Below are 23,210 nucleotides of genomic sequence, written 5' to 3'. Positions count from 1 at the left end.
ACAACAAAAAGTCCCTAGTGTTAAAAAACACCAGAGACGAGATTTTCCCGCGGTACCACTCTAATTGTTCGTACTTTTATTATGACGAACCCACTTAATCTATTAACGGTAGATCGCCGTCTGCCTAAGCAGATTCTCAAAAGTGCGCTTCCTTCATTTAATTATTTTCGGCTTTCACCTTCCCGAAATCGCTTGGATAATTTGTGATGAAGTACTTTCTTTGTCAATGAATCATTATTAAACTGGGTTTATTATAGCAAATATTTTTCTCTATGCCTAGTCTTGCCAGTCGATTTTCATATTTAAATCGTCATAAAGCTCAAACTAGGATCTGCATTTAAATGATAATCAGCAAAATGACCTTTTTCAGCTTCCACAAATGCTGCAGCACCGATCATCGCGGCATTATCTCCACATAATCTAAGCGGCGGAACAATGAAGGTCACTTCTGGAAGTTCTTTTTTTACTGCTTCAGTTAAACGGTCACGTAGTCCTCGATTCGCTGCAACGCCTCCAGCCATCACTAATTGTTTGATTGGATATTCTTGGCACGCTCGGATTGTTTTATCTACTAAAACATCAATAACACTTGCTTGAAAACTTGCTGCAAGATCTTTCGTACTCAATTGTTCATCCCGTTGTTCAGCATTGTGAACTGTATTGATAAAGGAACTTTTCAAGCCACTAAAGCTAAAATCATAATTGTCTTCTTTGAGCATTGCACGAGGAAAATGATAGGTATCTTGACCAAGATGAGCCAACTCGTCGATTTCTTTCCCACTTGGATAACTTAACCCTAAAACTCTGCCAACTTTATCGTAGGCTTCGCCAGCTGCATCATCTCTTGTCTCTCCAATAATTTCAAAGGAACCTGTTTCTTTCATATAAACTAATTCTGTATGACCTCCACTGACTAATAAAGCCATCAACGGAAACTGTAATGGTTCTACAAAATTGGCAGCATAAATGTGCCCAGCCATATGATTCACTGGAATCAATGGTAAATCGTGAGACCAAGCAAAAGCCTTAGCTGCAGAAATACCAATCAATAAAGCACCTACTAAACCTGGTCCATAAGTAACACCTACACCGCTCAGACCATTCGGTTCTATTCCTGCCTCAACCAAAGCATCCTCAATGCACATCGTGATTTCTTCCACATGGTGTCGACTAGCAACTTCTGGTACAACGCCTCCAAAACGTTGATGACTTTTCACTTGCGAAGCCACGATATTTGATAAAATCTTTCGACCATCTTCGATAACTGCAACGCTCGTTTCATCACAACTACTTTCAATCGCCAAAAGTATTTTTCTTTCTTTGTTAAAAAGGGTCATTGTTTCACTTCCTTCAATTTTAAACACATAACAATCCCGTCTTCACTAGGGAGACGATAATAATTTTTTCGCCGATTAATTATTTTGAAACCTTTTTTTTCATATAAGTTTTTAGCACTTACGTTTGACTCACGCACTTCTAAAAAGAGCTGAGTAACACCTTGCTTTCTCAAGCGTTGAATTACCTGATCAATCAATTGACTGCCACAACCCTGGTGCTGGAATTTTTTATGAATGACAACATGGGTGAGTTCAGCTTCATCCAACACTAACTGATAACTGATAAATCCAATCCATTGCTCTTCAGCCAGCACAAGATAGTTGCTTGTTTTTTGATCTAAGTCACTTTTAAATTGATTGACTGACCATGGTGAGCCATGGTCGTATGCAGCTTCACTGATTGACCAAAGTTGTTCAACCGCAAGTTCTTTCGGTAAGGATTCTTTTGTATAGTACATGTCTTCACTCTTCTTTTAAGTATAAAATCATTTCTAACGCATCTTCTTTATTTTCAGTATAATAGTTAGGTTTGATCGTGTTCGATACAAACCCCAATTGTCGATAAACACGTTGGGCGTTTTTATTGCTAATCCTGACTTCTAAAGAAACCGTCTCACAACCATTGTTTTTCGCAAATTGAAGGACCTCCCTGATCAAAAAGCTGCCAATGCCTTTCCCTTGATTGTGAGTCAAAACAGCTACATTTGTAATATGCGCATCTTTCCCGAAAATCCGACAACCAATAAACCCGACCGTTTTCTCCTCTTTTTTAATAAGCAAATACAAATGAGGTTCAGCAGCTTGGAGCTCCATCAAAAAAGCCGTCTTGGTCCAAGGGAGTTCTCCTGCATAGACTTCCCGCTCTATTGAAAGCAAATCTTTGATATCGTCAAGCTTGATTGCACGCACAAAATACGCTTCACTTGAAATTTCTACTTCCTTTTCGTCATATGGACGATTTTTAAAAAAGATTCCTAAAATACTATGAAAAAGATTAAATTTTTTCAACATAATGTTCTACCTCAGGTGTATGTTCTTTTAACCAATTCTCCTCTGCTTCCACTCGTTTTAAATAGTTTGGCAAAAAATGATGGATATCTAATTCTGGCTCAGCTAATCTACCAAGTTCAGCAAGTATTGAAGCATTTGGTATTTGCCACTGAGGAATATTACAAATTTCAGCTTTAGGTATAGTCGATTCGATTTGTACACGGAATTTTTCAACATCTTCTCCAACAAAATAAACATGATCAAATTCTTTTAATTGTTCCAGCCATGTGTCCATCCCAATATGCTGATCTGCAATAATCGTCGTCAAAACACCATCAACGTACTTATACGCTCCAGTGTATACATTATTTCTTCGAGCATCAAAAATTGGAATAATCATCCCTTTGCTCTTGATGCAATTAGCTGCCAAAGTTTTCAAACTTGATATTCCAACCAACTCTTTTTTCAATGTATAAGCTAACGTTTTCGCTGTCGTTACGCCTATTCTCAGTCCTGTATAAGAGCCTGGTCCTTGAGCTACCACAATGCGGTCAATATCGGTTGGAGATAACCCAACATCTTTCATCAAACGTGTGATTGTAGGCATCAAGGTTAGACTATGGTTCCGTTTTACGGTAATTGTATATTGCCCTATTATTTTATTCTCTTCACAAACAGCCACAGCCAATGTCTGATTCGAGGTATCTATTGCTAAAATTCGCACAAAAAATCCCTTTCTTTCATCATGTAGTTTGTTAATTGTAGCATATTTTTGATTCTTCGTAAAAAAACCTGTTGCCACAACAATAAATCAGGGCAAAAACGCCTTTGCGTTTCGCCCCGTTTCGTTATTACTTGATATTTGCCTCTAAATAATCAATCAAGTTTTTACTGATGTTCGTTGCTGTATCATTTTTTCTAGAATCTTCCACCATAATCATTGCGGAAAATTTATTGTGACTTCGATCCATCGCTAAAAGAAAACTATTTTCTTTTCCAAGTGTATCCTGTTTTTCTTTAATTTCAGCGGTTCCTGTTTTTGCTGCTAATGAAAAATCCGGATTATACATATTGTGAACATAGCCCGTTTCATCTTCTACACTTCCGAGTAAATCTGTTACAATCGTATTTGCCGCATTAGAACTAATAACATTTTCTTTGGTTTTTGTTTCTTTGTTTAATTCGATTTTCGGATAGACTAGTTTGCCTTCGTTCTGGAATACTGTATACATAGTTGCTTGTTGGATCGGTGCGACTAAAAGCTGACCCTGACCATATCCTGTATCAGCCAGTAAAATCTCTGAATTAAATTTATCTTCATTGGAAATCTGCGCTGGATTCATTGGGATAGCTAAATCTAATTTCTCGCCGAAAATAAATTTATCCAATCCTTTCCTAAAAGTATCCTCTCCCATACGCAATGTTTGTTGCGCGAAATAAATATTGTCAGAGTTAACTAAAGCGGTTCGTAAGTTTACAGGACTCGCTTCTTTCACACGAGTAACAAAATAGTCACCCCATGAAGCATCTTTTTGCCATTTTAATCCGCTGATTTCAATTTCTTCATCTGGCTTCAAAGTACCTGCATCTAGACCAATTCCACCCGTAATCGTTTTAAAGGTAGAACCAGGTGCATATCCAGTCGCAAATCGCGCTGTAAATGGTAAATTCTCATTATTGGCATATGCGTCGTAATCCGCTTGAGAAATACCATTTGCCATTTTATTTGGATTAAAAGATGGTGAACTAGCAGCAGCTAATAAGTCTCCTTGTTGCGGATCCATAACCACGGCACTCCCTGGTCGATTGTTAAATATATCATAGGCTTGTGACTGAACATTTTTATCAATCGTCAACTGAATTTTTTCTCCATCTTTTTTGTCTATTTTTTGCAAAACACTTCTAAAATTACCTTGTTCATCAACAATTGTTATATTACCGCCATCTTGACCTCGCAATTGTTTATCATACGCTTGCTCCAAACCGACTTTTCCAATAACACCCGCGCTACTCAACGTTGGATTTTTTTCAATGTCTTCTGCCGTGATATTGCCGACATAACCAACTAATTGAGCCGCTGCTTCTTTTAGCGGGTAATAGCGGACAATAGCATCTTGGGAAGCCGCACCTTGCGGCAAAGTCGTCACTGGATCAAATGAAATAGCCAATGGAACAAACGAATCTGGTTTGACCCATTCTTGTTTCAATTTTTGCTCGATATCCTCTACTGACACTCTAAATTGCTCACTAAAAGCCTTGATATTATTGGTTTTATCTTGACCTTCCCCAAGTTTTCCAGGTACGATCCCAACTTGATCAAAAGGTTGATTAACTGCTAGCCCTTCCCCTTTACGATCAACGATTTCGCCCCGTTTAGCTGGATCAATGCCCATCGTTACTTTGTCTTGTCCGGACATTTCAGGAAAAATCAAATTAGGAGCCCAGTTGATTTTATAGCGGTCCCCTGCTTTTTTTATAGTTGTTTTATACGATAAATTTTCCAAACTTCCTAAAGGTGTATTCATTGCTAATTTGTAAGTGAATGTATATTGATTCTCTTTGTCATGCACTACTTTGACGTCTTTACTTTTGATTCCTTCAGCTTGAATCCCAGAAAAAATTGTTTGATATTTTTCTACGACCTTAGCATTGTCATAGCCACTTTCTTTTACCACAGATTCATTTAATAATTCTGGAAATTTATCAAACTCTTGTTTTGCAAGATGACTTAAAAAAGCCTTAGCCGATTTTTCTGCTTCATTTAGTTCTTGTCTTTTTTCCCATGAGCTATAGGCAAAATAACCACCCGCTAAAGCTACGACGGCTACCGCACTACTAACAGCTATAATTACTGGTTTGTTTGATTTTTTCTTCTTGCTTCTTTCCATTTTCCAATCCCCCCAAGTCCTTCAACTAACCTCTTTTTAAACATTATACCTTATCAAAGAAAGTCTATGATAGAAAAATGAAGTTTTTGTCAAAATTTAAAAAATAGTCTCATTTTTTTATTCGTTTTTATTTTCCTGTTCCAATTTAAAATCAGTCATTGGTTGTATTTATCTTATGTTCTCTTATGGTATACTATTTTTACTTAGTATTTTTTATTATTAGCTTCAAGTCTAAACGAGCTCATTCAGCTTTTATAAATAAGGAGGAATTTTTGATGGGAATCATTAAAGCAGCAACAAGTGCAGTTGGCGGTGGCTTAGCTGATCAATGGATCGAAGTTATTGAACCCGACAATATGGGCGACACAACGGTTATGACAAAGGGAGTTTTTGTTCGTAAAAATGATAAACGTGGCTCTAATCGCAAAGGAACGGAAGATGTTTTAACAGATGGTTCTGTAATTCATGTTTATCCAAACATGATGATGATCTTAGTCGATGGTGGAAAAATTATTGACTACACTGCTGAGGAAGGCTACTACACAGTTAAAAATGATTTAGCCCCTTCAGCATTCAATGGTTCTTTAAAAGAAGCAATCTCAGAAACATTCGATCGTTTTAAATTCGGTGGTGTTACCCCACAAAAGCAACAAGTCTTTTATATCAATTTACAAGAAATCAAAGGGATCAAATTTGGAACATCTTCACCGATCAATTATTTTGACAATTTTTACAATGCAGAACTCTTTTTACGCGCACATGGTAATTACTCGATCAAAATTACGGACCCTTTATTATTCTTTTCAAACGCGATTCCTAGAAATAAAAATCAAGTTGATATTAACGATATCAATGAACAGTATTTAGCGGAATTTCTGACTGCATTGCAATCAGCTATCAATAAAATGTCAGCAGATGGTGAACGTATTTCTTATGTGCCTTCTAAAAGTCTAGAGCTAAGTAAATATATGGGTCAAGCACTAGATGATGAATGGCGTGAACTTCGTGGTATGGAAATCGTTTCAGTTGCAGTCGCTAGCATTTCTTATACGGATGATTCTACAAAACTGATCAATATGCGCAATCAAGGTTCTATGCTTAGCGATGCTGGCGTCCGTGAAGGGTATGTTCAAGGTGCCATGGCTCGTGGTATGGAAGCTGCTGGCAATAATGAAGGCGGTGCTCTGAATGGCTTTATGGGTGTTGGTATGGGCATGAATACAAGTGGAAATTATTTTGCTCAGGCTTCTCAAACCAATCAACAACAAATGCAAGAAAAACAAAACCAACAACACGCTCAAGGAAATGATGATATTTGGACTTGCCCTCAATGTGGCACCGAAAACAATGGAAAATTCTGTTCTAATTGTGGCACACCAAAACCAACCAATGAAAAACCAAAATTAGAAATGAAATGCAATGAATGTAGTGAAACCGTTGATTTAGCTAGCGGAATTCCTAAATTCTGTCCACATTGTGGTAAACCTTTCCAAGGCATTCCATTATAAGTTAAAAAGATTAGGGCTTGACGATCGTGTCCTGCCCTTTTGCTATCTAATCTGGAGGATTGGGAAACAGCTTTGCTGACCCCGCTTCTCCAAAGAAAGGATGAATCATGACGGATACATTTACGCACAAATGCCCAAACTGCGGCGGTCCTTTACTATTTGACCCAAAAGATCAAAAATTCCATTGTGAATACTGTTTAAATATCTACACAGAAGATGAAGTTACCGCCTATGAAAAAACGCAACGGGATGCCCATTTAGAAGATACCTCTGGTCAAGCAATCGAACCAGAACTTTCTTATACAGCTGAATCACAATCAGCTGAAATGACACCTGAAGAAAAAGTAGCATTCAAAGAAGCAACTGGTACCCAAGATTCGGACGAAAACACATTGGAAGATACGATGGAGTTATTCAATTGTCCTAGCTGTGGTGCACAAATCGTGACAGAAGCAACAACTGCTGCCACTTATTGTTATTACTGTCACAACCCTGTCGTTTTGTCTGGACGTTTAAGTGGCAAGTTCCTACCTGAAAAAGTTCTTCCTTTTGCGATTGAAAAAGAAGAAGCTGTGGAACAGTTTTTAGCCTGGACAAAGAAAAAATGGTTTATTCCAAAAGACTTTTTTAATAAAGAGCAAATCGATAAAATGACTGGGGTCTATTTTCCTTATTGGGTTGTAGATGCTGAGGTTGATGGACAGATGAACGGATTAGGAACAACGATTCGTGTATGGCGTGTGGGTGATATTGAGTACACGGAAACCAAGCAATTTGATGTCGAGCGACAGGGAAAAATTTCATTTAAAGAATTAATCAAAAATGCACTCTCTAAAAATGTCCAACAAAAAATGGTGGAAGCTGTTCAACCTTTTATACTAGAGAACGCTGTTCCGTTTAAAAGTCACTATTTAGCTGGATTTCAAGCGGAGAAACGAGATATTGAATATGAAGCGATTCAAAAAGCAGTTCAAAGTGAATTAAATGATTATTCAGAATCTTTACTGCGAGACACTGCTTCTGGTTATACTACTTTGACAAAATTACGAACAAATATTTCGTTAAACAACGAAGACAATCACTACATGTTATTACCAATTTGGGTAGTGACTTATCGCAGTAATGAACAATCAAAAAAAGTTTATTATTATGCTATGAATGGTCAAACTGGAAAAGTTAGTGGTATTTTACCTGTGAGTTATAAACGCTTAGGAGTGTTTACGTTTGGTGTTTTTGCTTCAATCTTAGCTATTTTTCTGATTGGAGGTTGGTTTATATGAAAAAATATTGTTTTAGTCTGCTTGCTTTTGTTTGTTTACTATTTAGTTTTTCTATCCATGCTCAGGCGGCCGATGATTCAGTCGATGACCAAGCTTCACTTTTTACATCAGCTGAGATTATCCAACTGAAAAATACGATCACGCCACTCGAAACAAAAACGAAAGCACGTGTTTTTATTGTAACGAACACAGATAATAATATGAACTCAACTAGATTTGCAGATTATTATATGCTTGACCGCATTGGGAAAAATCAAAACGGGATTACGTTCTATATTGACATGAATCAACGAAAATTTATTATTTCCACCTCTGGAAATATGATTGATTATTTCACTGACAAACGGATTGATCAAACCTTGGATGATGCTATTGCACCAAGTATGAAAAATGGTCAGTATTTCCAAGCAGCTCAACGTTTTCTAGAAAATACGAATACTTATTTCGAGCAAGGCATCCCTGGCGGACATTATCGTGTTGATACTGAAACTGGAAAAATTACTCGTTATAAGGTCTTGACCACAACAGAAATTATTCTTGCTTTTGTAGCGGCAATTGTGTTAAGCGGCATTTTCTTTGCTCTTAGTATTTCAAAATATCAGTTAAAATTTGGCACCTATAAGTACCCATTTAGAGAAAAATCACTCCTAAACTTGACTCGGAGAAATGACACATTGATCAATTCATTCGTCACGAGTCGTCGTATCCCTCGAAACAATTCTAACGGCGGTTCTGGTGGTGGAAGCAGCACTCATTCAACTGGCGGTGGAACCTTTGGTGGCGGAGGTCGTAGTTTTTAAACGAAAAACCATGTAAAGAGTTTGAAACACTCTTTACATGGTTTTTTTAATGCATAATATCTAATAACTGCTGATGAAACTCTGGTCCATAAGTTATACTGCCAACCAATTTAATGCTTCACAGATTTTTATTCCCCCTATCGGTCCAAAGCCACCACATAATTCAATTATTTGGACCCCTTCTTCTTTCAACTGTCTCGCCACTTCAATAATACGCTCGCCAGCTTTGTCTTTAGGGGCAAAGCCAACAGCAATAAATATACATATCCCCGTCTCATTTCGGTTAAACACAGTATTCTTCTCTGGAGAAAATTCCGCTGAAAAATAAAAAGCGACCATTTTCTTCATTAAATAACACGAAACACCAAATGTCACCTTGTTATTTAGTGTGATTCAAGGTAGTATAGATAGAAGTAACTTTGACAAAACAATTTAGCTTCTATTTAGACTGGGTCTTTTATTACCATTATTTTATAAAGTGAGGAAATACTGATGAAAAAAATACTAAGTTTAGGCATATTAACGGTATGTGGCTTAACATTAGCTGCTTGTAACGGAAATCGTAATTCTGCAGATGATAAAAAAGCGGATAGCACTTCAACTTCTCAAAAAAAATCAGATGCTGTTTATTTTAAAAATGACACATTGAAAATCGATATGGCTACACTCAAAATTCTTTCTACAGAAGTTTTACCTGCAGACGAAAATCTTTTTAGAGAAAAACCTCAACTAGCCATTACTTACGAAGTAACCAACGACAGTGATGAACTGATTTCCGCTTCTACCGTTTGGATTGCTTGTATGGGTTTATCGCAAGAAGGACCAGAAACCATCAACAAATTAAATGTCGGTATGACGCCCCAAGATGAAAAATTTGCTGAATACACTGAACATCAACTAGATGATATCAAACCTGGCGGTACCGCAAAAGCAATCATCTCTTACGATTTAGACGACACAGAAACGCCTGTTATTTTAAAAGCAAATCAAGGTATGGCTGGTAAAGAACTTGGAGTAAAAACAATCAACTTAAAATAGAACTTGATTGTACACTATCAAATAAAAAAAGCGGACGTGTTTATTTCCGAAGCCTTTCATTTTAAGTGCTAAAGTACTTAGAATTGAAATCAGATGAACATTCTATTCACATTAAAAGAGCGAGACAAAACATTCGTTTTGTCTCGCTCTTTTCATTCTGGTGTTCCTATCAAAGCAATATAGCTATCAATGTTGACGATTCGCATATGTTTTACATCAAATTGCCCTCTACTATTATAGTTTCCTTTTACCTCGATTTCATAATGGTGCATCGGTAGCGATAGTACGTACTTGGCAAATGGCCTGTTTCTAATTACACAATTAATACAGACGTCATTTTCCCAAATTAACATTCCAGTTATAGCATACGGCTTTTCTTTAAACACCTTAATATGGGTTAGTAATCCTATATGAGTATCCATAACTTCATGATACACGAAATAATTTCAATGTCCACTTTCTTGTTTCTAAAACAGCTTGCAGAATTTACTGCGTTAAGCAAAATAAAAAAGGCTTCTCAGCCTTGGGATAATTACATTCAATTCAGCTACTTAGTCATTACGATGTGCTAACAAGCTTGTACAACATAGTACAAAAGCCTGCAAATAAAGTTTTTTATAATTCGGTTTATAACAAAACTATACAATGTTGTATAACTATAGCCCATTTTCAATTGATGCGGAACATAAAAATGAGTTGTCGGTTTAATCTTAACGTTTTGTTTGATATACTTATTTAGAAAATTATCTTAGGAGGATTATTATAAAAAAAGTGGTTTATGGAGTTTTATTAATTGCTGTATTTGGACTTACAGCTTGTGAAAATGATAAAAAAACTGCTATTAGTAAAGTGGAAGAATTGAAATCTAGGGTAAAGGATTTGGAGAGTTCTTCTAGCGAAGAAACCCAAAGTTCGAAAATCAATAAAGATAAAATATTTGCAGAAGAACAGTCCGAGTTAAACAAAATAATAGTATCAGATTTTTTGGACAATAACTTGATTATGTAAAACAATTGACATTCCTTATGACCCGAACGGTTTTGAAAGTTACGAAAGCAGGATGACTTTTTAAGCTGAAAAAATGGTTTGGTGTTATCTGTTTTTCCTTTCGTTAACCCTAATGCGCTGAATTCTACAATAGAATTACGCTCAAAAGATGAAAATATTGATTTATGTAAGAATGAAAAAATTAATTCAATTTTATTTGGATATCCTAGCACCGATTCTGAAAAAGACCTATTTAACAAATACAAAGAAGTATTCGAAAAAATCCAATAACAAAAAATCCGTCAACTAACACATATGTCTTTTGGAAAGAATGTGCTAGTCGGTGGATTGTAATATATTATACAATTAAAATGTCTTATTTCTAATATGAGTATTTTTTTCAATAATTACACTTTTTGACTTGAAAGAGAATTTCCCTGATAATAGGTTAGGTTGTATATAAATTTGAATAATCGTTAAAGAAAAAGTTCCTATTGCAAGTGCGACAAATTTCACTAAAAATTCTGCTTTAGGCGCCATTAAATTAATAGTTACTAAAACTAAAATATGCCAATAATACAATTCTAAAGAATGCTTAGATATCCATTCCAAAAAACTGATTTTACTTAATAACCGTTTATTTGTTTCGCGAGAAAGAAAGTTATACAATGACATCGACATAATAGTTCCATAAGCTAAGAAATAGGGCGCTGGTGGATATTTGAATGTTTGCAGATGACCGAACCTTGCAGATATTCCAACAACTATAAATATAGTTAAAATTATTACTGAAAGTTTATTATTTTTCTGAACATTCTGCTCACTAACTTTCATTCCAATAAAAGCTAAAATACTATAGCCGAACGGATTAGCTATATAATTCCTGAAATGCTCTCCAGGATCCCCTAATAAATTATTTGAAATTTTGCAAAGAATAAATTGAATTAATAACATAGCAGAGAAGTAGATAGCTGTTTTTAAATTTGTTTCACTTTTTTTTGATAAGAGATAAAGTGCTGGTAATAAGATTGAAACCAAGAAAAATACCCTTATGATCCAAACATATCCTATTCCAGATTCAAGAGTGTACGATTTTAAAAGAATTTCTTTAGTATACAGAAATTCTTTGCGCAATAAAAGGCACTCCACTGTTATAATAATAAAATAAATACTCAAAAAAATCCATGCAGGCACTATCAACCTTTTGAATCTTTTCCATATGTAACTTAAAACCGAATCTTTTTGTTTGCTTTTAACGTAAGATGCCCCTATTAAAAATGCCATCAAAGGTACATCGAATGTTCTTAACTGAAAAAAGAACCCTTTAGGCATAACATGCGCCAACATTATTAAAATAATTGCTAACGATCTAAGTGCATCAATCCTTGCATCCCTTTTCAAAATTAAAATCCCCCAAAATATATTTAAAACAATTATTTATATCCTTGTTATAAATCATCATTTAATCTTATCATGATTATAGTTTGTAATCAATAATAGATAATGATTATTAAAACAAACGTTCTATCTACACCGTCTCAAACTAAAAAGCTGAGAGGGCTATTTCCTTATCCATAAACTAACTGTTGCTTGCTACCCTTACTAACCAAACCTTACCTGTAAGCTGAGTAAAGTTAAACTTACGATAGTTGCGACCGTAGTCATCTACCACAAGCAATTGATAAATTTAACTTCCATCTACTCTGTGGCCATAACGACGTTTAGCTGGTTGCGGATTAAGTTTAACAGCACTAGAGTTATTTCCGCCAGCATAGCGGTAAATTGTTATACCTTGCCGACCGTTATATCCCCAAATAGTATCGTGATCGTTCATACTGATTCCCCATTACACTGAATCATTTGAGCGTTGTCATCCACAAAAATTCCTGTGTGTTCTGCAGCACCTAGAGTTTGAACACGAGTCCCACATATAAAGATCTCGCCACGTTTTGCAAGATAATGACCATTTGCATGTTGTACTTGTGACCAGCAAGATCGTTAATTTTGAATGATCCTTTACCCATCTTTTACCACTTCTTACACAATTAAACTATGGCGCTCTTGAGGAACTCGTTCCGTTACTAATTGACCGTTTTTTCCGAGATATTTGATGCAATCTCACTTTGAAATAGAAAAAAGGGGCTGTGTCCGAATAATCCGAATGAGTTTAGCCCCTTGTTTAATGCTTCCAAATAGAGTAACTGATCTATTTGTTCCCAAATCAGTGACATTTGCAGTTGTATCTGTTCTTTTAGATTCAGCTTCTACCCATTCACCAAGATCTGAATCAGAGTAAGAGTCGGATGATTCCTATACAAATACAATTGATTTATCATATCTCATACGAATCGAATCACTCCTTTTTTTAGTTTGTAAAAGGCTTCCTCATCTTTCCTACGATACTCATAGATCGTAATCTGATACTCTGAAAAATCAGAATCAGAAAAGCCATAGATAACCCTTCTTTGGAATACGACTGCATCCCTTCGCTACCAATTCGGATTGTATAATATTTTTTTCAATTGTCCCCAAATCTAGACCGCTAATGATATGCAATTTCCTATCTGATTCAACAACCTTAACAGCTCCTACTGTTGTTCTACCTGCTGTTGTGGTTCCCTCAAGAAATTTGACATCAGTATTATATTTCAAATTTTTTTTTACAATTAGGTGATAAAATCAACTCAGTCATCTTCATCACCTAATTGTTGTAAAATACTATCAAGCTTATCTGTCCGAACAGTTGCATCGATCTCTTGTCTATCGTTGAACAGCGCATGACGTTTACCTAATAGCTCTGCAACTTTCAAGCGATCTTTAGTACCAACCTCAACTCCATCATATAACCCTTTTGATGTCGCCACAGTCTCAGTCTGTTCACCACGCATCACAGCCGTTAAATACTTTAGGACTTCCTAAACATCTGTTGTTCATTCGTTATGCCTGATTTCGAGCTACTCATCTATATAAGTTTTTACCTCAGCATTTCCAAGCAGTCGACCGGCGTTAGTTGCTACCCTTGTATCTTTCTTAACAGTTGGATATGCGACTTTATAAGCCCTCGTGCCATTGAGATCTTTTAAATACTCATCTGCGAAAACCCTTTGCTTATCTGTCATTGTCATGTTGTTCGCCTCCCTCTCTTAAACTAAAACAACCGCCACGAATGACGGTTTGTTATGGATAAAATTTTGGGTACAAGAAAAGGAGATAGCAGTTAAGCTGTCTCCTTTGCAAATAAAGTTACATAAAACTTTCGAATCAAAACTTAACAACTGTCGTACTCAATTCGATCATTCTTAAACCAAAATTATCATAATTATAAGTCGTTAGGTTTTCCGAACCACCATAACGTCTTACTAAATCATTTGCTTCTCTAACATGTGTGTTCGTTGGTAAATAAATACGTGTACCTCCATTTACGAACCAAACCTCTGCTCCACCAGTTTTTAAAACTTTAGTATAAACAAACATCATATCTTCTTCCCCCTTCTTTATCGTTACATCGTTACCATTTACTGGAGTGTTAAATAAATTAATTTCTTCTTGACGACGGCGTCTTAATCCTTCTTCAAATATCGTTCCTTTATTAATGTAATTAGCGATTGACTCCGTAACATAACTATTTGAAGCATTCTTATCCCAATTGTCTCTTTCAAAGACTCCTGTACCACAATTATAGGTAAAGCTTACCATCGCATCGAACTGATTTTGATTAAAAAAACGAGTAAAGTAGCTATTTACCGCATTTACATAGCCTGCTATATCTTTCTTAAACTGCCCATCTGCTTGAGCTTGAGACCATGTTGTTACCCCAGCGACTAAACTTGTTTGTCCTTTTGGTTCTGCATGTCCCCAACCAATGGTAATCATTCCATCCCCAAGATCGTACGCTGTAAGTCTACATCCTTCAAATTTTTTGATTAACGCTTCACCTTTAGTACCTAAAGTAGTTGCTTTCCCTTCAGGATTTGTTGTGTTGCTAGTTGAAATCCATTGATCTAGATTTAAAATATCTGTAACAGCAACTTCTCCGACATTCTTCTTGACAGCGAATCCATTCCAATTTGCTTGCCAACTATCAGAACCGATTTTTATCCATACGTGTCCATAGCCACCGCCACCATTTCTATTGACTGCTATGTTGAGTGTACCGCTACCAACTTTTGCAATCCCTTGAGAAACATATGTGTTTGGAATGTCTTTAGCATTTCCTCGCGCAGCGTATGGATTAGGCGCTCCAACGAATTCAAGTAAATTCTTAATCAAACTCACGCACTGCCCGTTTAGTCCAGAATCAGATTTATCGACAGTTATTTTACCAATGAGACTGTCGAGAAAACTCCTTACTTCTCCGATTGTTTTTGCCATATGTTATTACCTCCTAACTTTTGTTTTTGTAAGATCTTACAACATTAGTATAAGGTACATTTATCTATAAAAACTATCACAATTCAGTCATAAATATCCCAACATAAAATGCCACCGCATAAGCGATGACTATATAAACTTGCGACCAGACAAGTAATATCTAATTAAGCAACCTATACATCCGCTTGAGTAAACTACCTCAAACCCACGAACCACAACCTCGGTTGCTACGTATCTACTAGCTAAAAAAACTACCCAATAAAAAATATGCTAGTAACTGTTTGTTCTGTAATGCTTTAATTGATAATCTCATGTGCAGAAGCTTACCAATGTATCACAGAAAACTTTTTATAACGTCCTCACACATCCGGCGCTAAAGGGGTTACGTTTTATGTAAAACACTCACAGGCTGTAACTAGGTATTTCGATAGCCAACCAAAGCAATACCACTTTCGTTTAAACAGGGAAGATAGTTGTGTAATTGTTTGCATCGGATGGTTTATCTTAGTATTTCATAATATCAATATATTATTATATCTATATAGATTGGCGCCATTTTTGTGCCATCTTCATATGTCGAGATTTAAAGCATTAGCTATTTCTTCAAAAAATTCAGTTCGCAATCGTTGTGCTGTACTTTTACTACAAAAAACTTTACCGCTTTGTAGTTGGTCGTCCATCGTGTATACTGGTCATTTTACTAAATAAAGTTCATGAATAATTGTCCTTGTCTCTTTATCAGAGTTATCAATTGCATTACAGACTACTTGCTTGTTGCGTTCTAGGTTAGTTAATTTCTTATCCTGCTCAATCATAATCATCAACTTAACCTGATTGTCATAACTCGCCTTGGTCCCTTTTATATCTCCGTTAAGATCAGACTCTCGGTGAGAATGACGCAACTAGTCCTCACGCTACTTGATATATTCATATGTTTTATAGTAATCCGCATTGTTTTAGCGTAATCTTTTATATAATTGATTCACATTTAAGTGTATCCATATGCTTGATCCATCCCTACTCGGTCCTTTCGTTTGATTTTTTATATCTTTTGTTATCTAATTGCGATATAATTTTGTTATAAAATATAAAGGTGGTTAAATTATGTTAAAAAAGAAATTTGTTGGTATTGTTGTTGTTCTTAGTACTTTGGTTGTTATACTTACTGGTACAACAGTTGCGTTTGCAACTGGCGCTATTGACATCAAGGACTTAATAGACTTAGGTTCGCAACAAGTAGATGACAAAGCCAGTTTAGAAATTATCTCTTCAGCTAACCTAAAACGCCGTATATTCGATCCCAAATCAGCTATTACCAATGTGACTGACCCTAACGGAAATTCTGTAGATCCTAGTGAAGTTGATATGACATTCCAGATAAAGTCTTCTTATTATGGCAATGATTCAGAATGGATTGATGTACCCTCAGAAGAAATGCTTGATGCTGATGGAAATATAAGCGTAACAAATTTTTACAATAACGAAATGCACAGACTTGTTAGAATTACTTACAGATATAGTTATAAACTACCCGTTTCTAGATTTGGAACTAGCGAAAATATAATTGAAAAAACGTCAACATTTTATTCAGCTTCGATTTAATTCCCCCAAGAGCTTTTAATAAGGCTCTTTTTTATTCTTCCACCTCCCGTAGTTCTTCGGCTCGTTTAAACTCCGCTATCTGTTCGGCGGTTGCTGGTTTTAAATGTACAGCTCTATCAGTATTTACTCCGAATTCTATCTTAGTTAAAATAGTTTTTTCTTTTTCGTTATATTCCTTTACCCAAACACAAGTAGCATCTTCTATTTCCGTTACTTTAAAAATAGTTGTGCTATATGCGTTTCTATAACTGTAATACTTACCGACCGCAAAAGGTGGTTTAGGGTCATCCTTTTCAAACGACATAATCATATTTCTAGCTAACTCAATATAGGCGTAAAAGTATTTTTCACCTATACCAGAATCAAGTATATCTCGAACTTCTATATCATCGCCAGCAACACTACTGTTTATCTCTGAAATAATATCCTCTATTCTTGACATTTCATCATCACAAATAAAGTAACGGAATTTTTCTGACATAGCAATTCCTACTCTAAAAAACGTTTGTAATCCTACTCCACATTTAATACACTAATTATTGAGCGATCACCGCTCGGACCTAGTGTTCTTAAGTGTGGTTGCCTAGAGTTTATTCTCTAGGCTTTTTTGTTGTCCAAAACTCCTTGTGCTATCAACATACGCAAGACGTAATAACAATTAAAGGTATTTCAGAAGCGTTTAAGTATACTCGAGAGTTTGTTCTAGAAGCAATTAGCTATCACACTATTTCGAAAGGATCAATCATAGAATATGATGAATTCAAAATAGATTTTAGTAATGTTCCAATAGAATATCACGATATCAATGAATTGGATTCTTTTGAAATCTCAATAACTGACACAAACGAAAAAAGAATAGCTTCCAGAAATAAACAAAATAAAAAAAACTAGGTATTTTTTTCTACCTAGTTCATCTTAAATATCCGTTCAACACTGGTATCAAGCGCCTCAGCTATAAGCATACCTAATTTCAAACTTGGGACACACCTATCATCTTCAATCTATCGTATTGTTTTCCAATGTATATTTCTTTTAGTGCCATACTTTTCACTTTTTCAGCAAGTTTTTACTAACTAATCAATAGCTGATCACGTCTTTCTTTGATAAAGTTTCCTTTTCTAGTTTGTTTCTTAAACATGATTTACTCCTTTATGTTAGTAAATGTGTGACTATGTACGATGTGTGTAATTCTGCACATGTAGATACACTACAATATAATACATAAAATGCATATAATTTAGATATATTTCTTAAAATAAATCCTGTTATTGAAAATAATATACCACCCTATGTATAACATACGTTAAATAATTTCGCATATTATTCCATTTTATTCTAATAAATGCAATAGATAACATATCCACCTAATTATATAATCAATTTGTAACAAATATAAAACGAGGATAGGTAATCAATTATGGATAAGTTAAAATGTCCCAGTTGTAAGTCTTCAAAAATCCAATTAGTTGATACAGATACAAACATTAAAAAGACCTAGAAATCAAGTTCACTAAATATCAATCCTTTAAAGCCGTTCACTGTATTCAATCACAAAGAAAAGAAAATCAAAAAAAACTAAAGGCAATATCGCGATGGAAATAATGCCAGCAGGAACGTCAGCAATAGTCACGGGGTTAAGTGATAGTAAAAGTAGAGAGTTCTTTTACACAGAATGTGGTAAACTTTTTAAATCGAAATAATGTAATAAAATAAAAAAGCATCTCCCCTCAATCTTGCAGAGACTGAGCGGATGCAAAAAATATACATGTAACAGATAAACAAAATTTTAGTTACTACATATTATACATAGGAGTGATAAATATGTGAATGGAAGAACTGCCAAATGGAAAGCACAAATATATATAACGCAATATAGATCCTTATATCGAAAAGAGCAAACGAGTATCTGTAACACTTAATTCAAAGTCTAATCAAGCAGAAAAATAAGCACAAAAGGAACTCGATGCCAAAATAACGAACACCCTAAATGATAAAACTAAATCCAATTTAAAACTCGATAATTTATTAGATGAGTGATGGAAACAACACAAAGTCACTGTACGCCCATCTTCAGTCGTTGCATATCAAAAGATTATTAATTATATTAAAACTGATGCATTGATTAGAAATACAGATACTAAATTTTTTCAAACTTTTATATCTAGTCTCCCCATTCTTTTGAATACTCTAAAAAGTTCAAAAAGTGTTTTAAATATGGCTTTTGACTATGCATTAAACATGGAGTATGTAACAATCACCCCACTCAAAAGAGTAACTGTTCCAAAACCTGCAACTACGATTGATACACCCGACAGTACTTCTGACAAATATTTAGAAAAAGAGGAAATGAAGAAGCTTCTTGATATGCTAAATTCTACCCACCAAAGCACATCTATGGCAAGGTTAAAGGTTAGCTGAGTTTAATGTATTTAACTGGAAGTACGTTTTGGAGAAACCGTCAGCATTACCAGAAATGAAATAAACCTAAAAAAACAAGTCTATCGATATAAATGGGACTCTAGACTATTCAAGCGGATATAAAGAAGCAAAAAAACAGTTACCTAAAACTATGTCTTCTTTCCGTACTATAGGGATTTCAAGCCGAGTAGTTAAAATATTAACAGAGCTTTTAATAGAGCAAGAAGTAAAATTTAACAATGAAACAAAATACCTATTCGTCGGAAAAACTGGTAAACCAAACCAGTTGAACTCCTTTAACACTGCACTGAAAACAGCGAATGAAAAACTAGGTAATGAATGGATCAACAAAAATATATCTAGCCATATTTTCAGGCATTCACATATATCTTTATTGGCGGAACTGGACGTTAACATTAAGACAATCATGGAGAGAGTTGGACACTCAGACGTTGATACAACCATGAAAATATACACTCATGTGACAAAAAAATCAAAGGCAAGCGTTGTTGATAAGTTAGATTTTATTGAGATTTAAACTTATCAGTCTTGCCCCTTTTTTGCCCATTTTCACATTTAAACAAAATAAAAAAGGCTTCTCAGCCTTGGTATAATTACATTCAATTCAGACACATGGCGGCACCTACTTAGTGCTGCTTCCTTCCGGATCTGACACGCTTCGTAAGCCCACCATTGTCCTAGCCTTTCGGCAAGATTTAGTATACCGCATTTTTGAGTGCTTGGCTAGTCTTTCTTTTGAATTTTTAAAGATTTCTTTTCTTGTCTTAGTTTTTTAAAGAACTTCGAGAGTATTTCACTACATTCTTGCTCTAAAATGCCCGTTTCCACATATGCCACATGATTGAATCGGTCATCTGATAATAAATTCATTAAGGTTCCAGCAGTACCACCTTTTGGATCCTTTGCACCATAGTAAACTTCAGCGACTCTAGATAAAATCATGGCGCCACTGCACATCGGACACGGCTCTAATGTCACAAATAGCTGAGCACGTTCTAAACGCCAATTTTCAATTGTTGCACAAGCCTGCTTGATTGCATACATTTCGGCATGCGCTGTAGCATCTTGGCTTTCTTCTCTAAGATTATGCCCACGACCAATTATTTGACCATCTAATACAACAATTGCTCCTATTGGGACTTCTTTAATTGCTTCCGCTTTTTTAGCTTCCTTGATTGCTTCTAGCATAAACGTTTCTTTTTCATCTATTGTTAGACTGCTTGTCTTTTCGTTCAAGCGATTTCCGCCTTTCATCTCCGTTATCGTTAAACCTTTTTATCCTATTCATGGTACAATAAATGAGTGAGGTGTGTCTATGACAATTGAAGAATTAATTGAATTATATCCTGCAGGAAAAATACAACAAAAAAAAGCGACAAGCGAAACTCTTTCATTACCTATTGACGGAAACTATTTTGTCATCCCTAAAAAGTTGTTACATGAGACAGAAATACGACTTCTGGAGAAAATTTTTCCCGCAAAAGATCAGTTTGTGGATCAAAAAAAACATCCTTGGTACAACTATCTGTTTAATCAAGTTATGCTCGATGTTGAAGGTTTATTTCGAGTAATACATTTTCAAATAAAAAAACCTAAGGCCTTTTTACAATCGGAATGGGAAAATAGTATCACTGAAATTTTTCCTAATCTAGTAGACTTTTTTTTTACTAGCAAAAATGATGGCGCTTTAATCGAAAAATATGCTAAAAATCACTATACCTTGGAAGAGCTTCAAAGTATATTTTTAACTTTAGATGCTGATTTTGATTCTTCAACGACAGCCTTTGTAGGCAATTTTTTCTCAGCAAACGAGCATTTCCCTATGTTATTTGAAGAAGAACAGTCTATTTTTAAGCAAGAATTGGAGAGCCTTCGTGGAAAAACAACTTTTGCTTTACCTGATGTAGCATTACATTATTTCACTAAGGAAACGATGAAACAGAGTAAAATCGTTCAAACGTTTAGCACACAACTGGTTCTAACCAATGAGTTTCAACAGATCATTCTTTCACTTTGGCGTAATCAAGGAAATATCAGTTCTGCTGCCAAAGATTTATATATGCATCGAAACACGCTTCATTATCGATTGGAAAAATTTTATGAGCAAACAGGGCTTTCTTTAAAAAAAATGGACGATCTTGTTTTTTGTTATTTATTAATCACCAAACAAGAAAAATAAACTATTTCGACAAAAAGCACATAATGTATGTTCTACATCATGTGCTTTTTGTCCTTATTCACACCTAAATGGCTATTATCATGTTCTAATTTTACATCATTTCTTCAACGAAGCTAACTAAACGATCTTTTAAATTCTCTGTATTATCTTTCAAAGATTCTCCGCAACAAGAAATTTTCTTTCTGCCATCTTTGACTTTCCCTAAAACATTCATCATAGAATCAAGATCATCATCAGACAGATCATCGACAATTCCTAGTAACTTCTCATTACCGCCAAATTTATCATTCACAAATTTTTTCGCTTTAAAACGATTTGATACATGGTAAACTTTTTTAACGATTTTTTCAGAAGCAATCACTGCAACTGATACGCCCGCTACCGCGGCAACACTTAGACCAATACTTATTTTTGTTGATGTTTTCATTCTTTTCAGCTCCCTTATACTATCTATTCTTATGATAACATACTCTGAAAAATTGAGGTAATAAAACAAAATTTTAATCTCGTCGATTATTTCCACCAAATAAAATAATCAAGCGAAGTAATTGTAAAAACGTAGCTAAAGCTGCTGCCACATAAGTCAACGCAGCTGCAAATAAGACTTTCCTTGCCATTGGAACTTCTTCTTCTGTCAAGATATTCCCATCAGATAAAATTTTTAATGCTCTGCGTGAAGCATTAAATTCCACTGGTAACGTAACTAGTTGGAACAGTAAGGCCAGTGAAAATGCCAAAATCCCAATATTGATCAATGTTTGATTCCAGCTAAGCAAGACACCTACCAAAATAATTGGAAATGACAAGGCTGAACCAAAGTTCGCTACTGGAACGATTGCCGCACGAATTTTTAATGGGCTATATCCAGTATGATCTTGTACTGCATGCCCACATTCATGAGCAGCAACTCCAATTGCCGCAACTGATGTCGACTGAGCTGTTGCTTCAGACAAACTTAATAGTTTAGTGTTGGAATTGTAATTGTCCGTTAAGTCTCCTGCAATTTGCTGGACACCTACATTATTGATATGTTCTTTTTCTAAAATAAATTGTGCAGCTTTTGTCCCCGTGATATTATTTCTACTTTGAATTTTATCATATTTTTTAAAGGTACTATTTACGAAAGCTGATGCAGCCATTGAAATTAGTAATCCCACAATCACCAAAATGTAGGTTGGATCAAATACTGCGTAAAAAGGTATCATTTTTACCCCTCCTTATTCTTTTCTATATTGTATCATGAGTTTCTAAAAAAAGTGTAACTATAACTTGACGAATTTATGAACTCTAACATCGACTTTCTAACAAAACTGTCACATTGTTTTAAGACAATTCAATGGCATTCTAGCTAAAAAAAAGGCATACTACAGGTAAGAGGTGACTAAAATGAAAAAATTCTTATCGTTTCTCTTACCATTCGTCCTTTTAACGGTTGGTGTTTGGTTTGGTTACAATTATTATTTTGGCGGAAAAGACTATTATACCCGTGTCGGAACACCAACTGAAGTAACAACTGGTAAATTCGATAACGGTGACAAATACACGCAATATAACTATACGCAAACTGCCTATAGTAAACAAGGAGAAAAGACTGTTCAAAAAACATATGAGATCAGAAATAAACCTTTACGAATCAACGCCTATTTAAAATTGAAAGTAAATCCTAGAAAAGGCGTTCTTAGTTGGGAAGAAGTTCCTGAAAAAGAAGTGCCAGAAAAAGCACTTGAAAAATTGGCAGCTTTAAATTAAATTATAATAAAATCCCTGCATTCACTTTGATGCAGGGATTTT

General features: G+C 35.2%; 27 protein-coding genes, 1 other RNA gene, 2 pseudogenes and 1 other annotated feature. Of the genes and pseudogenes, 10 read left to right on the top strand and 20 right to left on the bottom strand.

The window, feature by feature from the left end:
- Positions 1-29: 29 nt before the first annotated feature.
- Positions 30-236 (bottom strand) — a binding site (T-box leader).
- A 66-nt stretch (positions 237-302) separates the two neighbouring features.
- The 5 genes from tsaD to pbp4 all read right to left on the bottom strand — a co-directional run bounded on the left by tsaD (position 303) and on the right by pbp4 (position 5,215).
- Entirely contained in the window at positions 303-1,337 is a 1,035-nt protein-coding gene (gene tsaD, locus I580_RS03215; protein WP_010772747.1) for a tRNA (adenosine(37)-N6)-threonylcarbamoyltransferase complex transferase subunit TsaD, read from the bottom strand.
- The gene (gene rimI, locus I580_RS03210) at positions 1,334-1,795 is read right to left on the bottom strand and encodes a ribosomal protein S18-alanine N-acetyltransferase (protein ID WP_010772748.1); all 462 of its coding nucleotides are present in this window, start codon (positions 1,793-1,795) and stop codon (positions 1,334-1,336) included. Before rimI (I580_RS03210) ends, tsaD begins: the two co-directional genes overlap by 4 nt.
- A 4-nt stretch (positions 1,796-1,799) precedes the next feature.
- Positions 1,800-2,348: a ribosomal protein S18-alanine N-acetyltransferase gene (rimI, locus tag I580_RS03205; RefSeq protein ID WP_010772749.1), complete on the bottom strand. Its 549-nt coding sequence runs from the start codon at positions 2,346-2,348 to the stop codon at positions 1,800-1,802.
- On the bottom strand, positions 2,332-3,051 hold the full coding sequence (tsaB, locus tag I580_RS03200; protein WP_010772750.1) for a tRNA (adenosine(37)-N6)-threonylcarbamoyltransferase complex dimerization subunit type 1 TsaB: 720 nt from the start codon (positions 3,049-3,051) through the stop codon (positions 2,332-2,334). Before tsaB ends, rimI (I580_RS03205) begins: the two co-directional genes overlap by 17 nt.
- 127 nt (positions 3,052-3,178) lie before the next feature.
- Positions 3,179-5,215 carry a penicillin-binding protein PBP4(5) gene (gene pbp4, locus I580_RS03195; protein ID WP_010772751.1) on the bottom strand — a complete coding sequence of 679 codons (2,037 nt, stop codon included), beginning with the start codon at positions 5,213-5,215 and terminating at the stop codon, positions 3,179-3,181.
- Positions 5,216-5,490: 275 nt separating this feature from the next.
- On the opposite strand from pbp4, the gene I580_RS03190 reads away from it, so the two are divergent.
- The 3 genes from I580_RS03190 to I580_RS03180 all read left to right on the top strand — a co-directional run bounded on the left by I580_RS03190 (position 5,491) and on the right by I580_RS03180 (position 8,803).
- The gene (locus I580_RS03190) at positions 5,491-6,723 is read left to right on the top strand and encodes an SPFH domain-containing protein (protein WP_010772752.1); all 1,233 of its coding nucleotides are present in this window, start codon (positions 5,491-5,493) and stop codon (positions 6,721-6,723) included.
- A gap of 107 nt (positions 6,724-6,830) precedes the next feature.
- Complete coding sequence (locus I580_RS03185; protein ID WP_010772753.1) at positions 6,831-8,003, top strand: TFIIB-type zinc ribbon-containing protein; 1,173 nt, start codon at positions 6,831-6,833, stop codon at positions 8,001-8,003.
- Positions 8,000-8,803 (top strand): TPM domain-containing protein, encoded by an 804-nt coding sequence (locus tag I580_RS03180; RefSeq protein ID WP_010772754.1) that lies wholly within the window; start codon positions 8,000-8,002, stop codon positions 8,801-8,803. The genes I580_RS03185 and I580_RS03180 overlap by 4 nt, the downstream gene beginning before the upstream one ends.
- A gap of 93 nt (positions 8,804-8,896) precedes the next feature.
- Here the strand turns inward: I580_RS03180 and I580_RS03175 are convergent, their stop codons facing one another.
- Positions 8,897-9,151, bottom strand: a complete 255-nt coding sequence (locus I580_RS03175; RefSeq protein WP_010772755.1) for a DUF6506 family protein — start codon at positions 9,149-9,151, stop codon at positions 8,897-8,899.
- Between the two features lie 144 nt (positions 9,152-9,295).
- Here I580_RS03175 and I580_RS03170 point away from each other — a divergent pair, with 144 nt between their 5' ends.
- Both I580_RS03170 and I580_RS03160 read left to right on the top strand, forming a co-directional pair.
- Complete coding sequence (locus I580_RS03170) at positions 9,296-9,841, top strand: DUF5067 domain-containing protein (RefSeq protein WP_010772756.1); 546 nt, start codon at positions 9,296-9,298, stop codon at positions 9,839-9,841.
- Between the two features lie 771 nt (positions 9,842-10,612).
- Positions 10,613-10,849, top strand: a complete 237-nt coding sequence (locus I580_RS03160) for a hypothetical protein (RefSeq protein ID WP_010772757.1) — start codon at positions 10,613-10,615, stop codon at positions 10,847-10,849.
- A 345-nt stretch (positions 10,850-11,194) separates the two neighbouring features.
- Here the strand turns inward: I580_RS03160 and I580_RS16420 are convergent, their stop codons facing one another.
- The 9 genes and pseudogenes from I580_RS16420 to I580_RS17420 form a co-directional block, all read right to left on the bottom strand.
- On the bottom strand, positions 11,195-12,229 hold the full coding sequence (locus I580_RS16420) for an acyltransferase family protein (RefSeq protein WP_010772758.1): 1,035 nt from the start codon (positions 12,227-12,229) through the stop codon (positions 11,195-11,197).
- A 286-nt stretch (positions 12,230-12,515) separates the two neighbouring features.
- Positions 12,516-12,662 (bottom strand): hypothetical protein, encoded by a 147-nt coding sequence (locus tag I580_RS17235; RefSeq protein ID WP_010772759.1) that lies wholly within the window; start codon positions 12,660-12,662, stop codon positions 12,516-12,518.
- Complete coding sequence (locus I580_RS17230) at positions 12,659-12,760, bottom strand: hypothetical protein (RefSeq protein ID WP_245558669.1); 102 nt, start codon at positions 12,758-12,760, stop codon at positions 12,659-12,661. Before I580_RS17230 ends, I580_RS17235 begins: the two co-directional genes overlap by 4 nt.
- A gap of 105 nt (positions 12,761-12,865) precedes the next feature.
- A pseudogene (locus I580_RS17430) lies at positions 12,866-13,171 on the bottom strand (hypothetical protein).
- Positions 13,168-13,328 (bottom strand): annotated as a pseudogene (locus I580_RS17425) (phage head-tail connector protein); the annotation flags it as partial. The pseudogenes I580_RS17430 and I580_RS17425, both read right to left, overlap by 4 nt.
- Positions 13,329-13,512: 184 nt before the next feature.
- Positions 13,513-13,716: a terminase small subunit gene (locus I580_RS17390; RefSeq protein WP_010772760.1), complete on the bottom strand. Its 204-nt coding sequence runs from the start codon at positions 13,714-13,716 to the stop codon at positions 13,513-13,515.
- Positions 13,717-13,782: 66 nt separating this feature from the next.
- Positions 13,783-13,953, bottom strand: coding sequence for a terminase small subunit (locus I580_RS17385; RefSeq protein WP_010772761.1), 171 nt, complete (start codon positions 13,951-13,953; stop codon positions 13,783-13,785).
- 136 nt (positions 13,954-14,089) lie between these two features.
- The gene (locus I580_RS03135; protein WP_010772762.1) at positions 14,090-15,199 is read right to left on the bottom strand and encodes a lysozyme; all 1,110 of its coding nucleotides are present in this window, start codon (positions 15,197-15,199) and stop codon (positions 14,090-14,092) included.
- A gap of 692 nt (positions 15,200-15,891) precedes the next feature.
- Complete coding sequence (locus I580_RS17420) at positions 15,892-16,101, bottom strand: RinA family phage transcriptional regulator (RefSeq protein WP_010772763.1); 210 nt, start codon at positions 16,099-16,101, stop codon at positions 15,892-15,894.
- A 202-nt stretch (positions 16,102-16,303) separates the two neighbouring features.
- Between I580_RS17420 and I580_RS03125 the strand changes: the two genes are divergently transcribed.
- Positions 16,304-16,801, top strand: coding sequence for a hypothetical protein (locus I580_RS03125; RefSeq protein WP_010772764.1), 498 nt, complete (start codon positions 16,304-16,306; stop codon positions 16,799-16,801).
- Positions 16,802-16,832: 31 nt separating this feature from the next.
- On the opposite strand, the gene I580_RS16410 is transcribed toward I580_RS03125, so the two are convergent.
- The gene (locus I580_RS16410) at positions 16,833-17,282 is read right to left on the bottom strand and encodes a hypothetical protein (RefSeq protein ID WP_010772765.1); all 450 of its coding nucleotides are present in this window, start codon (positions 17,280-17,282) and stop codon (positions 16,833-16,835) included.
- Between the two features lie 1,733 nt (positions 17,283-19,015).
- On the opposite strand from I580_RS16410, the gene I580_RS17225 reads away from it, so the two are divergent.
- Both I580_RS17225 and I580_RS17220 read left to right on the top strand, forming a co-directional pair.
- On the top strand, positions 19,016-19,219 hold the full coding sequence (locus I580_RS17225) for a hypothetical protein (RefSeq protein WP_245558658.1): 204 nt from the start codon (positions 19,016-19,018) through the stop codon (positions 19,217-19,219).
- A gap of 151 nt (positions 19,220-19,370) precedes the next feature.
- A complete protein-coding gene (locus I580_RS17220; protein WP_010772766.1) occupies positions 19,371-19,757 on the top strand; it encodes a tyrosine-type recombinase/integrase in 387 nt (128 codons plus the stop codon).
- Between the two features lie 81 nt (positions 19,758-19,838).
- Here the strand turns inward: I580_RS17220 and ffs are convergent.
- Positions 19,839-19,923, bottom strand: an RNA gene (gene ffs / locus I580_RS16655) — signal recognition particle sRNA small type.
- A gap of 40 nt (positions 19,924-19,963) precedes the next feature.
- A complete protein-coding gene (gene tadA / locus I580_RS03105; protein WP_034860366.1) occupies positions 19,964-20,494 on the bottom strand; it encodes a tRNA adenosine(34) deaminase TadA in 531 nt (176 codons plus the stop codon).
- A gap of 61 nt (positions 20,495-20,555) precedes the next feature.
- On the opposite strand from tadA, the gene I580_RS03100 reads away from it, so the two are divergent.
- Complete coding sequence (locus I580_RS03100) at positions 20,556-21,419, top strand: helix-turn-helix domain-containing protein (protein ID WP_010772768.1); 864 nt, start codon at positions 20,556-20,558, stop codon at positions 21,417-21,419.
- Between the two features lie 91 nt (positions 21,420-21,510).
- Here the strand turns inward: I580_RS03100 and I580_RS03095 are convergent, their stop codons facing one another.
- Both I580_RS03095 and I580_RS03090 read right to left on the bottom strand, forming a co-directional pair.
- The gene (locus I580_RS03095) at positions 21,511-21,846 is read right to left on the bottom strand and encodes a hypothetical protein (RefSeq protein ID WP_010772769.1); all 336 of its coding nucleotides are present in this window, start codon (positions 21,844-21,846) and stop codon (positions 21,511-21,513) included.
- A 73-nt stretch (positions 21,847-21,919) separates the two neighbouring features.
- A complete protein-coding gene (locus I580_RS03090; protein WP_010772770.1) occupies positions 21,920-22,624 on the bottom strand; it encodes a zinc metallopeptidase in 705 nt (234 codons plus the stop codon).
- A gap of 181 nt (positions 22,625-22,805) precedes the next feature.
- On the opposite strand from I580_RS03090, the gene I580_RS03085 reads away from it, so the two are divergent.
- Positions 22,806-23,168 carry a YxeA family protein gene (locus I580_RS03085; protein WP_010772771.1) on the top strand — a complete coding sequence of 121 codons (363 nt, stop codon included), beginning with the start codon at positions 22,806-22,808 and terminating at the stop codon, positions 23,166-23,168.
- Positions 23,169-23,210: the final 42 nt, after the last annotated feature.

This window comes from Enterococcus caccae ATCC BAA-1240, from assembly GCF_000407145.1.
GTDB lineage: Bacteria > Bacillota > Bacilli > Lactobacillales > Enterococcaceae > Enterococcus_L > Enterococcus_L caccae.
The sequence above is the reverse complement of the archived record's forward strand: the minus strand, read 5'-3'. Positions and strand labels throughout refer to the sequence as shown.